Source organism: uncultured Paracoccus sp. (assembly GCF_947496875.1).
GTDB lineage: Bacteria > Pseudomonadota > Alphaproteobacteria > Rhodobacterales > Rhodobacteraceae > Paracoccus.
In genome coordinates, this window is the sequence record NZ_CANMEH010000003.1 from 106,235 (window position 1) to 120,321 (window position 14,087).

At 68.0% G+C, this 14,087-nt stretch carries 14 protein-coding genes; 13 read left to right on the top strand and 1 reads right to left on the bottom strand.

All coding sequences use genetic code 11. From position 1 onward, the window contains the following. Positions 1–71: 71 nt before the first annotated feature. The gene (locus tag Q0938_RS04935; RefSeq protein WP_299359840.1) at positions 72–2,297 is read right to left on the bottom strand and encodes a heavy metal translocating P-type ATPase; all 2,226 of its coding nucleotides are present in this window, start codon (positions 2,295–2,297) and stop codon (positions 72–74) included. Between the two features lie 274 nt (positions 2,298–2,571). Here Q0938_RS04935 and Q0938_RS04940 point away from each other — a divergent pair, with 274 nt between their 5' ends. From Q0938_RS04940 to Q0938_RS05000, 13 genes are all read left to right on the top strand, one after another. After that, positions 2,572–3,765, top strand: coding sequence for an ABC transporter substrate-binding protein (locus tag Q0938_RS04940; protein WP_299359842.1), 1,194 nt, complete (start codon positions 2,572–2,574; stop codon positions 3,763–3,765). Between the two features lie 17 nt (positions 3,766–3,782). Then, entirely contained in the window at positions 3,783–4,751 is a 969-nt protein-coding gene (locus Q0938_RS04945; RefSeq protein ID WP_299359845.1) for a PQQ-dependent catabolism-associated beta-propeller protein, read from the top strand. Between the two features lie 19 nt (positions 4,752–4,770). Next, on the top strand, positions 4,771–5,196 hold the full coding sequence (locus Q0938_RS04950) for a hypothetical protein (protein WP_299360348.1): 426 nt from the start codon (positions 4,771–4,773) through the stop codon (positions 5,194–5,196). A gap of 72 nt (positions 5,197–5,268) precedes the next feature. Then, positions 5,269–6,045: an ATP-binding cassette domain-containing protein gene (locus Q0938_RS04955; protein WP_299359848.1), complete on the top strand. Its 777-nt coding sequence runs from the start codon at positions 5,269–5,271 to the stop codon at positions 6,043–6,045. After that, positions 6,042–6,845 (top strand): ABC transporter permease, encoded by an 804-nt coding sequence (locus Q0938_RS04960; protein ID WP_299359850.1) that lies wholly within the window; start codon positions 6,042–6,044, stop codon positions 6,843–6,845. Before Q0938_RS04955 ends, Q0938_RS04960 begins: the two co-directional genes overlap by 4 nt. Next, complete coding sequence (locus Q0938_RS04965; RefSeq protein ID WP_299359852.1) at positions 6,842–7,447, top strand: hypothetical protein; 606 nt, start codon at positions 6,842–6,844, stop codon at positions 7,445–7,447. Before Q0938_RS04960 ends, Q0938_RS04965 begins: the two co-directional genes overlap by 4 nt. Before the next feature lie 128 nt (positions 7,448–7,575). Next, the gene (locus tag Q0938_RS04970; protein ID WP_299359854.1) at positions 7,576–8,265 is read left to right on the top strand and encodes a response regulator transcription factor; all 690 of its coding nucleotides are present in this window, start codon (positions 7,576–7,578) and stop codon (positions 8,263–8,265) included. 11 nt (positions 8,266–8,276) lie between these two features. Beyond that, positions 8,277–9,431: an FIST N-terminal domain-containing protein gene (locus Q0938_RS04975; protein WP_299359856.1), complete on the top strand. Its 1,155-nt coding sequence runs from the start codon at positions 8,277–8,279 to the stop codon at positions 9,429–9,431. Further along, positions 9,415–10,770: a hybrid sensor histidine kinase/response regulator gene (locus Q0938_RS04980; protein WP_299359858.1), complete on the top strand. Its 1,356-nt coding sequence runs from the start codon at positions 9,415–9,417 to the stop codon at positions 10,768–10,770. Before Q0938_RS04975 ends, Q0938_RS04980 begins: the two co-directional genes overlap by 17 nt. Then, positions 10,767–12,311 carry a sensor histidine kinase gene (locus Q0938_RS04985; protein ID WP_299359860.1) on the top strand — a complete coding sequence of 515 codons (1,545 nt, stop codon included), beginning with the start codon at positions 10,767–10,769 and terminating at the stop codon, positions 12,309–12,311. Before Q0938_RS04980 ends, Q0938_RS04985 begins: the two co-directional genes overlap by 4 nt. Then, complete coding sequence (locus tag Q0938_RS04990) at positions 12,311–12,997, top strand: response regulator transcription factor (RefSeq protein WP_299359862.1); 687 nt, start codon at positions 12,311–12,313, stop codon at positions 12,995–12,997. The genes Q0938_RS04985 and Q0938_RS04990 overlap by 1 nt, the downstream gene beginning before the upstream one ends. Then, on the top strand, positions 12,994–13,665 hold the full coding sequence (locus Q0938_RS04995; RefSeq protein WP_299359864.1) for a hypothetical protein: 672 nt from the start codon (positions 12,994–12,996) through the stop codon (positions 13,663–13,665). Before Q0938_RS04990 ends, Q0938_RS04995 begins: the two co-directional genes overlap by 4 nt. Position 13,666: 1 nt before the next feature. Continuing rightward, on the top strand, positions 13,667–14,023 hold the full coding sequence (locus Q0938_RS05000) for a hypothetical protein (protein ID WP_299359866.1): 357 nt from the start codon (positions 13,667–13,669) through the stop codon (positions 14,021–14,023). Positions 14,024–14,087: the final 64 nt, after the last annotated feature.

The window sequence follows — 14,087 nt, forward strand, 5'->3', positions numbered from 1 at the left end:
CGAAAGCCTCGCCACTGTGGCGTTGCAGATCAACGGGCGCATTCACGCTCTCCTCATCCGCCGAAATCCTATCACACCTCGCTCTCCGGATCGAACCTGAGCAGACGCAGCGCGTTGAGCGTGACGAGGACGGTCGCCCCGGTATCGGCGAGAATCGCCAGCCACAGGCCGGTCACCCCCAGCACCGTCGTGACGAGAAAGACGAGCTTGAGGCCGAGTGCGATCGCCACGTTCTGCCGGATGTTCGCCATCGCCGCGCGGGCGAGCCGGATCGCCCCGGGCACGTCGGTGAGGTGGTTGCGCAGCATCGCGGCGTCGGCGGTTTCCAGCGCCACATCCGTGCCCGATCCCATCGCCACGCCCACATGCGCCGAGGCCAGCGCCGGCGCATCGTTGATCCCGTCGCCGATCATCATCACCCGGCCGCACGCCGTCAGTTCGCGAATCGCGGCGACCTTGTCCCCCGGCATCAGTCCGGCGCGATAATCCAGCCCCAGGGTTTGCGCGACTGCGGCCGCAGTGCGGGGGTTGTCGCCCGTCAGCATCACCGCCTGAACGCCAAGCGTGGTGAGCTGACGCGCCGCATCCGCGGCGTCCGGCCGCGGCTCGTCACGCAGGGCCAGCAGTCCGACCAGCCGATCTGCGCGGTAGACCGCGACAACGGTCTTGCCGTCGTCCTCGAGCGTTGCGGTGGCCTGCCGCGCGACGGCATCCAAAACGCCGGCTGCCTCGGCAAGCCGCGGCGAGCCCACCCAGGCGGGCGCGCCCTCGATGGTGGCCTGCGCGCCCTGGCCGGGGAGCGCCCTGGCGGCGTATGCCGGCGCCGGCGCAACATCGTCCGCCTGGGCACGGGACAGGATCGCTTGGGCGAGCGGATGGCTGGAACCGGACTCGATCCCGGCTGCCAGCGCCAGCACGTCCCGAGGCGAGCCACCGTTGGGCACGATATCGGTGATCTGCAGGCGGCCGAGGGTCAGTGTGCCGGTCTTGTCGAACGCCACATGGGTGATTCGGGCGGCGGCCTCGACCACCGCGCCGCCTTTCATGAGAAGCCCGCGTCGCGCGCCTGCCGACAGTGCGGAGGCGATGGACGCCGGAACCGAGATGACCAGCGCGCAGGGGCATCCGATCAGCAACAGGGCGAGCGCCCGGTAGATCCACGTGTCCCAAGGCTGCGCGAACGCCAGCGGCGGCACCATCGCCACCAGCAGCGCGGTGCCGACCACCGCAGGCATGTAGACGCGGCTGAACCGCTCGATGAACCGCTCGGTGGGGGCGCGGGCGCTCTCGGCCTCCTCGACCAGACGGATGATCCGGGCGATCGTGTTGTCTTCTGCAGCACGGGTCACCCGGACACGCAGAGCGGCCTCGGTGTTGATCGAGCCGGCGAAGACCTGGTCGCCCGGCTCCTTCAGGTTCGGGACGCTTTCGCCCGTGACGGGGCTCTCATCGACACCCGAGACACCTTCGATGACCTCTCCGTCGGCAGGGACGCGATCGCCGGGACGCACCAGGACCACGTGGCCGATCCGCAGGGCGGCCGCCGGCACCTCGCGCGTCGTCCCCCCGATCTCCAGCTGGGCGGTTCTGGGAACCAGACGCGCCAGCGCCCTGATTCCGTTGCGCGCCTTGCTCGCCGCGACTCCTTCCAGGACTTCGCCCACCGCGAACAGGAACACGACCAGGGCCGCTTCCTCGGCGGCGTCGATCACCAGCGCGCCGAGCGCCGCGATGGTCATGAGCATCTCGATGGTGAAGGGCATGCCCGCCCGGGCTGCGCCGACGGCCTGTCTGGCGATCGGCGCCACGCCGATGAGCGTGGCCAGGATGAAGGCCCAGTCAGCCGTTCCGGTAGGGCCGGCAAGCTTCACGGCCCAGGCGGCGACCAGGAGCAGCGCGGTGGCGATGACCAGGCGCCCCTTGCGGGTTGCGTACCACCGCGTCCCGTGCTCGCCTGCGCCGGGCGCACCACCCGCCGCAGCGTCCACATCTTCGATCGGCGGGTCTTCGATCCCCAGAGCGCCCGCGGCGCCATCCGGTAGCACGAAGCCCTTGCGCGGCGCCGGGCTTCCCTTCGGCGCGATGCCAAACCCCAGCGCCTTCACCGCGGTCTCGACCTGGTCGCGGGATGTCAGCTGCTCGTCCAGCGTCACGCGAAGTCGCTCGGCCATCAGCGCCACGTCGACCTCGCTGACCCCGGGCAGGCGCTCGACGGCCCCCCGGACCTTGCCCGCGCAGGACGCGCAGTCCATGCCCGTGACCGTCCATTCGCGCATTGTGGTGTGCGTGCTCACCATCCTGCCTTGCGCGCTGCGGACCGCGGACCGAGTCCGGCGGTCAGGGATATAGTCGCTCGGTCCGAGCACGATTCAAGTGGTTCCGGCGCCTGCCGCGGGAAAACCGCCCGCGCCGCGACGCAAGATTCGGACGTGTTCCGGCGGCCGCGGAACCTCGGTGCCTCAGCCAAAGGTATCACACGGATTGGAATCATTGCCTTATGAGTTTCTTATGAGCCGAAAGGGACTTTGACCCGGGTCGCTGCTGTGTCCCAATGCAGGCAGGGAGGACAGCATGACACGACTGACGTTCGCATGGGCCGGCATCGTTCTTGCCGTGGTGGCACCCGGGGCGGCGCTGGCCGAGGTGGAATACCGGGCTGCGGTGCTGCGGGTCGACGCGCCCGGGCCCATGCCGATCTCGCGCCTGGACCTGCCCCCAGCGGACTTGGGGTTCGCCGGGGCGGTGCTTGGAACGGCTGACAACGCGACGACCGGCAGCTTTCTTGGCCAGACCTTCACGACCGAGACGGTGACCGCGACGCCGGAGACGGCCGGGGCCGCGATGAAGCAGCTGATCGACGCCGGCGTTCCGTTCATCGTGACCCTGGCTGACGCCGCTACCACGGTGGAACTCGCGGACCTTGCCCGGGATCTGGCCGGGGATGACGTGCTGGTCGTCAACGCCTCGTCGACCGACGACCGGCTCCGCGGGGTGGATTGCCGCGCGAACCTGCTGCATGTCGCCCCCTCGGACGCGATGCTGGCCGACGGGCTGGCGCAGTACCTGGTCTGGAAACGCTGGACCGACTGGTTCCTGATCGAGGGCAGTCATCCCCAGGATCAGGCGCTCGCGCAGGCCTATCGCCGCGCTGCCGAGAAGTTCGGGGCACGGATCGTCGAGGAGCGGGTCTATGAGGACACCGGCGGTGCCCGGCGCACCGACTCGGGCCATGTGCAGGTCCAGGCGCAGATGCCGGTCTTTACCCAGCGGGCCGCCGACCATCACGTCGTCGTCGCCGCCGATCACGCCGGGGTCTTTGCCGACTGGCTGCCCTATCACACCTGGGATGCACGGCCGGTGACCGGTTCGGCCGGCCTCGTCCCGCAAAGCTGGCACCCCGCGCATGAAGCCTGGGGCGGCACGCAGTTCCAGTCGCGCTTCGAACAGCAGAGCAACCGCCCGGCCCGGGACCAGGACTACCAGGTCTGGACGGCGCTGCGGGTGCTGGGCGAGGCGGCGACCCGCACCCAGGGCGGCGACTTTGCCGCGATCCGGGACTTCGTCCTGTCGCCCGATTTCAGCCTGGCCGCGTTCAAGGGACAGAAGCTGACCTTCCGTGACTGGGACGGGCAGCTGCGCCAGCCGGTGCTGCTGGTCGCCGATCGCGTGGTCGCCTCGGTCAGCCCGCAGGAGGAGTTCCTGCACCAGGTGAGCCAGCTCGACTCGCTGGGGGTCGATCGGCCCGAAACCGAATGCAGGAAATGACAACGCGAGGGTTCAGAATGAAGTTGATCGCCGCAATGGCGTCTTCGGTGGCATTGCTCGCCGGGCCGGCTTTTGCCGACAAGATCTTTGTGTCGAACGAGAAGGGCAATTCGGTCACCGTTCTCGACTCGGACAGTCTGGAGGTGATCCACACGATCACCGGCATGCAGCGTCCGCGCGGCATCACCGCCTCGCCGGACGGCAAGGTGATCTATGTCTGCGCCTCGGACGACAATCTGGTGCGGGTCTATGATGCCGCCACCTACGAGGAACTTCCGTCGCTGCCCTCGGGACCGGACCCCGAACTGTTCGTGATGCATCCGGACGGCAAGAAGCTGTTCATCGCCAACGAGGACGACAACATCGTCACCGTGGTCGATGTCGAGACCCGTCAGGTGCTGGCCGAAGTGCCGGTCGGGGTCGAGCCGGAAGGCATGGGCGTCAGCCCGGACGGCAGGATTGTGGTCAACACGTCCGAGACCACGAACATGGCCCACCTGATCGACACCGAGAGCTACGAGATCGTCGCGAACGTGCTGGTCGACAGCCGGCCGCGCTTTGCCGAATACACGCCCGACGGCAAGATCCTGTTCGTCACCGCCGAGATCGGCGGGACCGTTGCCGCGATCGACACCGCCACGAACGAGATCACGAAGACGATCACCTTCGAGGTGCCGGGGGTTCTGCCGGAGGCGCTGCAACCGGTCGGGTTGCGGGTCACCGCCGACGGCAGCAAGGCCTATGTCGCACTTGGCCCCGCCAACCGGGTGGCGGTGCTGGACGTGGCGAGCCTCGAGGTCACGGACTACCTGCTGGTGGGGCAGCGCGTCTGGCAGCTGGGCTTTTCGCCCGATGGCCAGTTTCTTTACACCACGAACGGCAACTCCAACGACATCTCGGTGATCGATGTCGCCAGCGACGAGGTCACGGTCTCGGTCCAGGTCGGCGAACAGCCCTGGGGTGTGGTTGCGGTGAAATCGGACTAAGGAGCAAGAGATGAAGCGTATGATTCTGGCCGCCGCGCTGGCGGTGACGGCGGGTGCCGGCGCAGCCCAGCAATTCGACTATGGCTTTGCCGGCATGATGGGAAAGGCGAACCGCGTAGACCTGCCGCCGCTGACGCTCGCCTCGGGCAAGCCGGTTCAGGACGCGCCCTATGATCTGAAGTCGGGCGCCTATTACCGGATGAAGATCGTGGCGGACGGCTCGGCCGAGCTGGCCCTGTCGGGCGGCGACTTCTTCCGCGCCGTCTGGATCAACGAGATCGTCATCAACGACATCGAGGTGCGGCCGATGGGAGTCCATTCGCTGGAGTTCGACGACGCGGGCGAGGCCGAGATCAGCTTCATCGCCGTCATGCCGGGCAGCTACAGCCTCGGCATTCCCGGCTCGTCGGGGGACAGCCAGAAGGCCGTCTTCAACATCCAGTGACGCGGATCGAACGCGCATGAAGAAGATCGTCATCGCCGCTGCGGACGACACCCAGAAGGAGCGCCGCAAGGAATGACGCGACCCCCCGGCGTCGACACGGAGGCACCCGGAGGGCACGGTGCCGATGCGCTGGTCATCGCGGGGGTGAGCCATCGGTTCGGCCGGGTGACGGCACTGGACGACGTCAGCTTCACCGTCCCCAGGGGCGCGTTCTGCGCCCTTCTTGGCGTGAACGGCGCCGGCAAGACGACGCTGTTCGCGCTGATCTGCCGGCTCTACGACAGCACGTCCGGCCAGATCCGGGTGGCCGGCCACGATGCCCGCCGCGCACCGGGCAAGGCACTGGCCCGGCTGGGTGTGGTGTTCCAGAGCAGGTCGATGGATGGTGATCTGACCGTCAGCCAGAACCTTGCCTATCATGCGGCGCTGCATGGGATCGGCGGTCGCGCCGCTCGGCTGCGCGCAGGTGAGGCTCTGGAAATGGTGGAGTTGTCGGACAAGGCCGGCGCAAGGGTCAGCACGCTGTCGGGCGGGCAGCAGCGCCGGGCCGAGGTGGCGCGGGCGCTGCTGCACCGGCCCGAATTGCTGTTGCTTGACGAGGCGACCGCCGGGCTGGACATCCGGGCGCGGGCCGACCTGCTGGCACTGGTGCGCCGGCTGATCGCCAAGCAGGGCGTCTCGGCCCTGCTGGCGACCCACATCTTCGAGGAAATCGAGCCACGGGACCACGTGGTCGTCCTGCACCAGGGAAAGGTGCTCGCGGACAGCACGGCCGAGGCGCTCGCGGCGGGCGACGATCTGGGCGCGGCCTTCCTGGCGCTGACCGGGGCACGAAGGGAGCCGGCGTGACCGGCGCGTGGATCGCCTTTGCCGGGATCGCGCGACGCGAGTTCCTGCGCTTCACTCGCCAGCGCGAACGGTTCCTGGCCGCCCTTGTGCGACCGCTGGTCTGGCTGTTCATCTTTGCGGCGGGCTTCCGTTCGGTGCTGGGCCTCTCGATCACGCCGCCGTACCGCACCTATGTGCTGTATGAGGTCTATGTCACGCCGGGCCTGTGCGGCATGATCCTGTTGTTCGCAGGCATGCAGAGCTCGCTCTCGATGGTGTATGACCGCGAGACCGGGGCGATGCGCAGCCTGCTGGTCAGCCCGTTTCCGCGATGGTTCCTGCTGGGCGCGAAGCTGACCTCGGCGGTGCTGGTCTCGGTGCTGCTGGTCTACGCGTTTCTGCTGATCGCCTATCTCTGGGGCATACGCCCGCCTGCCATCGGCTATCTGACCGTCCTGCCGGCGCTGGTGCTGTCCGGGTTGATGCTCGGCTCGCTCGGGCTCCTGATATCCTCGACGATCCGCCAGCTCGAGAATTTCGCGGGGGTGATGAATTTTGTCATCTTCCCGATGTTCTTCGCGTCCTCGGCCCTCTATCCGCTGTGGCGGATGGAGGAGTCGAGCCCGCTGCTGCACGACATATGCGCGGTCAACCCGTTCACCCATTCGGTCGAGTTGATCCGCTTTGCGCTTTACGGTCAGCTTGAACCGCTGTCCCTTGCCGTGGTGCTGGGATGCACGCTGCTTTTCTTTGGCGGCACGGTCTTCATGTATGATCCGGCCAAGGGACTGTGGCGTGGCCGGAAGGGAGGTGCGGGATGATCCGGTTTCTGGCATTTGCGGTGTTGCTGGCCTGGCCGGTGGCCGGACAGGCGGCCGGCCCGGTCGATCCCGACTGGCCCTGCGTGCAGCGCCGGCAGCCGCAGTTGTCCGTGGCGCAGCTGTGGTCCGGACCGCCGGTCGACGCGGCGATCGAAGCCAGGGCGAAGGCGCCGGAGATTCGGCGCCTTGCGGAGGTGATCGCGCTGCGTCGGACGTCGATGAATCAGGCTGAGAGGCTGGTCGAGGAGTTCGCGCAGGGTGCCACCCGCGAGGATCTGACGGCGCTTTTCCTTGCCACCTTCGGGCAGATCCAGACGGCGCGCGACAGGGTGATGGCCGGGATCACCCGGTATGCCCACCAGCAGGAGGCGCTGGACAGCCAGATCGAGGACAAGCGGCACAGATTTCAGGAGATGACGGAGGCCGAGCCGCAGGACTTCGACGCGATGGACGATCTGGAGGAGGAGATCGACTGGGCGACGCGCATCTTCGTCGACCGTCAGCAGGCGCTGACCTATGTCTGCGAAACGCCTGTTATCCTCGAGCAACGCGCCTTCGCCCTCGGTCGGACGATCGCCGCCAAGCTGCCGCGCCAGCCATGATCCGCCGACGATTTGGCGTTGGCTGGCGGGTCGGCGGTGCGACAGAATATTTCGCTCGCTTCTTATTATTATCTGCCTAACATGCGGATTGCCGATCCGGGGGAGTGGTCGGCACCAGGGAGGCTGCGATGGAACATCTGCGCGCAAGGGGGGCCGCCGAATCCGCAGTGCCGGTTCGAATGGTCCGGGACGTGCTGATCGTCGATGATCATCCGCTGATGTGCGAGGCGCTGTCGATCACGCTGACCGCCGCATTCGGGCTGGGGCGCGTCCGGACGGCCCCGAGCCTTGCTGCCGCCGAGGCGTCGATCCGCAGCGACGGGGCGCCGGATGCGGTGGTGCTGGATCTCAACCTGCCGGACGTGGCCGGGGTCGAGGGGGTCGTCAGCCTGTGCGCCCGCAGTCCCGGCGCGCCGGTCACCGTCATCTCGGCCGAGGTCGACCAGGGCATGGTGGCGGCGGTGATCGGGGCGGGGGCCCGCGGCTATATCGGCAAGTCCATGCCCCGCGCCGAAATCATCGCGGCGTTCCGTGCGATGTGGGATGGTCAGACCGTGCTGCCCGACGGCTATGACCCGGAAGTCGAGGGCGACGAGGCCGGCGACCTCGCCAGGGTCTTTTCAACGCTGACGCCGCAGCAGATGAACATCCTGCGGCTGATCTGCCAGGGCCGTCCCAACAAGATCATCAGCTACGAGCTTTCGATCGCCGAGGCGACGGTCAAGACCCATGTCGCGGCGATCATGTCCAAGATCAATGTGCGCAACCGCACCCAGGCCGCCCTGATGGCCAGCAAGGCGCGGCTTTTCAGCCGCTGATCGTGCCGGTCATGGATGCTGCAGCAATCCGCCGTCCGCAGGTTGTGACGGCGAAGGGCGACATCGACGATGTCGTCGCTCAAATCGTCGCCGGTCTGGCGGGCTTCGACCCGAGCCTGGTCCTGTTCTTCGCGGTCGAGGGTGCGCAGGTCGCACCGCTCTCGGCGCAGCTGTCCGCCGGTTTCGGGCCGGATCGTCTGGTTCTGGGCTGCTCGTCGGCGGGCGGCTTTGACCTCGACGGCTATGCCGATGAGGGTGTCATCGCCATAGGCTTTCCCGCGGTGTCGTTCCGGGCAAAGGCCGTCTGGCTGTCGCGGCTGCGCCAGCATCTCGCGCTGGACTGGATGGTGTCGCTGCGCGATCTGGCCGTGCAGGTGCCTGCCCCCGCCGGCTGGTCGGGTTTCGGGCTTCTGCTCATCGACGGCATGAGTGGCCGCGAGGAGCTTGTCGCCGCGACCGTGGACGCTGCCCTGCCGGAGCTTCTGGTGCTGGGCGGGTCCGCCGCCGACGGGCTGCGTTTCGGCCAGACGCAGCTTGCAATGAATGGCGAGAGTCGTCCGGAAAGTGCGCTCTTCTGCATGATCGCGACCGATTTCGCGGTGGAGGAAGTAGTCTTCGACCACTTCAATTCGGTCGGCACGCGAATGGTCGTGACCGAGGCCGATCCGGACAACCGGCTGCTGACCGAGATCGATGCCGAACCTGCGGCCGCCGAATACGCGCGACAGATTGGCGTGGCGGTCGAGAATCTGGGTCCACGTGCCTTTGCTCGCAATCCACTTCTCGAACGGTCACGCGGGCGGCATTACGTTCGGGCGATCAGCGGCGTCACGCCGGGGGGAGGGCTCACGCTCATGTCCTCGGTCGAGACTGGCGCGGTGCTTTCGATCGGGCGGGCGCAGGGGCTGATCGAGGGGTTCAGCACCCGGATGGAACGCCTGGGCCCGGTCGAGCTGGTCCTGGGCTTTGACTGCATCCTGCGCCGCATCGCGATCGAACAGGCCGGCGAGGAGCCCGCGGTGGCCCAGCTGTGCCGCGACTTCCGGATCGCGGGCTTCAACACCTACGGCGAGCAGCATGGCGGCATCCATGTGAACCAGACCTTTGTCGGAGTCGCGTTCCTGGACCGCGGACCGGATGATGAGCGGAATGAGACGCGCGACTGAACCCCAGGACCCTGCAGCCGAACCGCTCGAACGCCGGATCCAGAAGCTGGAGCGGATCAATGCCGCGTTGATGCAGAGGATCGAGCGGATTGAGGAAGCGCGCGGACCGGCGCGAGCCCTGACCCGTGCCCGGGCCGTGCTGGAGCGCGAGGTGCTGGCGCGCAATCGCGACCTCGAACGGACAATGCAGGAACTGGCCGCCAGCAATGCGGAGCTTGCCCTGGCACGCGAGGCCGCCGATCAGGCCAATCGGGCCAAGTCCCGCTTTCTGCATGCCGCCAGCCACGATCTGCTGCAGCCGCTTTCCGCGGCGAAGCTGTTCCTGTCGCATCTGGCCGAACTGTCGCGGGATCGGTCCCAGTCGGATCTGGTCTCGCATCTGACCGCGTCCATCGATTCCGCCGAGGAGTTGATCCAGGCGCTGTCGAACATCTCGCGGCTGGACAGCCAGAACTTCCAGGTGAATGTCGCGCCGATCGCCATGGACCGGCTGTTCCGGCGCCTGCGGATCGACATGCAGCCGCTGGCAGAGTCGCGGCACATCGACCTGCGCTTCGTGCCGACACGGGCCGCGGTGGAGAGCGACCCGGTCTATCTGCGCCAGATTGCCCAAAACTTGATTGCGAACGCGCTGAAATACACATCCGGCGCGAAGGTGCTGGTAGGGTTGCGTCACCAGGGGGCACGGGTCTGGCTGGAGGTGCTCGACCAGGGGCCGGGCATCGCCAAGATCGATCAGGCGCGGATCTTCAACGAGTTCGAGCGGCTCTCCCGCTCGAAGCAGCCGGGAACGGGTCTGGGGCTTTCGATCGTACGGCGCGCCTGCGAACAGCTGGGCCACCCGCTTGAGCTGCTGTCGGACCACGGAACGGGATCGCGTTTCCGGATCGGGCTCAGGCGTGCCTCTGCCGCAAACGTCGCGCAGATGCCGGGTGTGACCCAGTCGGATGACGAGGCGGCCGATCTGCAGGGGGTGAAGATCCTTGTCGTCGAGAACGATCCGGGCATGCGGCGGGCCTATGCGATGCTGCTCGGCGGCTGGGGCATGGAGGTCCGAACCATCGGCGACATCGACGCCGCCCTTGGCGCGGCGCGGGCGGAACCGCTCGATGTGGTGCTGACGGACTACCGGCTCGACAATGGTGAAACCGGTATTGCCGTGCTGCACGCCCTGCGCGCCGAGCGGGGCGAGAGGCTGCCCGCGCTGATCGTCTCGGCGGAAGGGGCCGAAGCCATCCGCCAGGAGGCGCGCGGCCTGGATGTGGAGGTGTTGGAGAAGCCCGTTGCGGAAACCGATCTGCGCCGCGCCCTGTGGACGGCGCTGGCTGGATGCCGATGAACCTCGCCGTTCCTGGGCGGCCGTTCTGCCGACCCAGCCTGAGGGATCGTCTCCGGTTCGGGGCGGCAGGTCTGGCCCTGCTGGCGGTGCTGGCCGCGGGGATGGCGGTCTACGGCCTCGCGCGCACCCGCAGCCTTGCGGCCGACGCGATGGCGGCACAGCGCCGGGCCGACGGCTATGCCGCCCACAGCGCCCAGGTCAACGACTGGATGCTGGGCTGGTTGATGAGCGACGTGGCGCGGGCGGGCTACAAGCGCGATCCCGCGCCCGTTCTTCAGACGCTGCAGGATCTCGACGGGCTGGTCGCCGAGGACCTGGCCCTTGCGCCCGATGCCCGCGAGCGGGCGCGGCGCGCCGCTCAGTTGGGCACCCTCGCGCGGCTGCGGGGGTTGTTCCTGCAGCTGCAGGCGGCCATGGAAAAGGGCCCGCCCGGCAGCCGTACCACCGAGGCTGCGATCGCCTTTTACGGCGCACAGGCGCCCGTCCTGGCCGCCGGCCAGGCCGAGCAGGAAATGCGCAGGCGCGACGCGGCACTGGATCGGATGGACGATCTGTCGCGGCCGATGTCCTGGGCGGCCGTGGGGATCGGTATTCTTGCGCCCCTTGTGCTCATCGGATTGTACATGGCGGTGCTGCGGCCGCTTTTCGTGCGCCTGGACCATGCGACGCGGGGCGCAGAAGGGCTGGCGCTCGGCCAACTTCCGCCGGAAGCACGCGGCCATGACGAGCTGGGCCTGATGTTTGCACGGATGCGGCAGATGGCACGGCGGCTCGATCGCAGGAGACGGCATCTGGCGCAGGACTATGCCCGGCTCGAGACCATCGTCGAGGAGCGGACCCGCGCGCTGTCGGCCGCCAATGCCCGGCTGGCGCGCGTCGACGCGACGCGGCGCCGCCTTTTCGCCGATGTCGGCCACGAACTGCGGACGCCGCTTACCGTCATCATGGGTGAAGCGGAACTGGCGGCCGGCCACCCCGATCCGCAGGTGCGCGCCGCCTTTGACACTGTGCGGAACCGGGCCGAGCGGCTGTTCCGCCGCATCGAGGATCTTCTGCGGATCGCGCGATCCGAAAGCGGCCAGCTTGAGCTGACACGGGGGCCGGTGGAGCTTGCGGCGACCGTGGCGCTGGCGCGGTCCGATCTGGCGCCTGTCATGAAACGCGCAGGAGTGACTGTAACCAGCGATCTGCCGCCGCTGGTCCTGGCGGGCGACGGCGACTGGCTGCGCCAGGTTTTTTCCGGATTTCTGGAGAACGCCGCGAAATACGCCGGCCGCGGGGCGGCCGTCAGAATCAGCGCGCGGGCCGAGGGGAGCAGGGCAGTGATCGAGATCGCGGATGACGGGCCGGGCCTGGTTGCTGCCGAGAAGGCGCGGATCTTCGAGCGTTTCGGTCGCACATCCGGTGCGTCGGATGGGTTTGGCGTCGGGCTTGCGCTGGCGCACTGGATCGTGACGTCTCTGGGGGGCGAACTCGTCGCGCTGGAGTCGGGGAAAGGGCTGCGCCTGCGGATGAGCCTGCCGCTCTGGGAGGAGGGGTGATGGCCCACATACTCGTGGTCGAGGATGATCCCGACATCGCCTCGCTGCTCGAACGGGGTCTGGCTTCGGCCGGGCACACGACCGATCGGGCCGAATGCGTCGAGTCCGCGATGTCGCTCATCAGCTCGAAACCCTGCGACGCGGCTATCATTGACATGATGCTGGGTGAGGAAAGCGGCGCCTGCCTGCTGACCGATCTGCGAAACCGGGGGGTGCGGATTCCGGCGATCATGCTGTCGGCGCTGACCCGGATCGAGGACCGGACCGAGGGGCTGGAGGCCGGGGCGCAGGACTATGTCGTCAAGCCGTTCCAGCTGGCCGAACTGCTCGCCCGGCTCGAGGTGCAGTTGCGCCGTGCTGCGCCTAGGCCAGTGATGATGACGCTGGGCGGGCTGGTCTATGACCCGAGCAACCGGCTGGCGACCGGATCGGGCAAGCCCGTCGTGATGAGCGAGCGGGAAGGCGATCTGCTGACGCTGTTTCTGAGCAGTCCGGGCGTGGTCCTGACCCGCGGCGAGATCTTCGACCGGATCTGGGCGCCGCAGGGCGGTTCGACCGAGAACGTGGTCGACGTCTACCTCGGCTATCTGCGTCGCAAGCTCGGGAACTTCCTGCCCTATGGTCTTCAGCTCCGCACGCTGCGGGGCAGGGGGTTCGTGCTGTCTCTGATGGAGGATGACGAATGATCGACCGCCGCACGGCGACCTGCAAGGCCGGCATGCGAGGATTGCTGCTGGGGCTGCTGCTGAGCGTCGGGTCGGGTCCGGCGGTGGCGGGGCCGCTGTCGGACCTGATCATGGCGCCGGGGCTGCTGGCCGATCTGCCTGCGGGCGACGCCCTGCGCTACCGCCACGAGCGCACGGTGCCGCAGCCTGATGGAACCGCGCTGCCCGGCGCGGGACGCGGCCTTCCCGTACCCAGTGCCGTCAACGACGCAGAACTGAAGCTGGCGCCCGATGGCGCGGGGATGCTGGTCCTGAGTTCGGAGGAGCCGGGCGAAAGCCAGCCGATGGCCAGCTTTCCGGCAGCAGGCGGCAATCCCGTGCTGCTGTTCTTCCTGGAGAACGTGGTGCGCAACCTTGCCGTCGCGACCGGGGGCAGCCCGTTCTACCTGCGCAACCGCATGCTCGAAACGCTGGTCGCCGCCGATCTGCTCGCGGCTGCGGGTGGGCCGACGGAAATCCTGATCCACCCCTTCGCTCAGGACCCGAACCGCGCCCGCCTCGGACCATTCGCGGATCTGCAGATCGGCTTGCGGCTCGATCCGGGCGATCCGGCCAGGCTTCTCGCGCTGAGCGCCGACGCAGGCACCACCGGCTACCGAGAGACGATGACACTTGTTTCGGAGGACTGAGATGCCCGCCTTTCCGATCCGCTCGGCCGTCGCGGCGCTGCTGGTGGCTTCGGCCCCGGCTGCGAGTTTCGGCGAGAGCCTGGTCAACGACTATCCGACCGAGGCCCGTGCCGAGTATGTCTTTGGCTGCATGGCGGCGAACGGTCAGAGCCAGGATGTGCTGCGTCGCTGCGCCTGCTCGATCGACCAGATCGCTTCGATCCTGCCGTTCGAGGACTACACCGCTGCCGAGACCGTCTTGCGGATGCGGCAGGGGGGTGGCGAGCGTGGCGCGCTGTTCCGCGGCGCGCCCGCGATCCGCGACGTGCTGGCGGACCTGCGCCGCGCCCAGGCCGAAGCCGAGATGATCTGCTTCTGAGGTGACGACCCGACAGGCACTGTGGCACCGGGTCACCTCAGCCGAAAGTCTGAGCCCGAAGAAC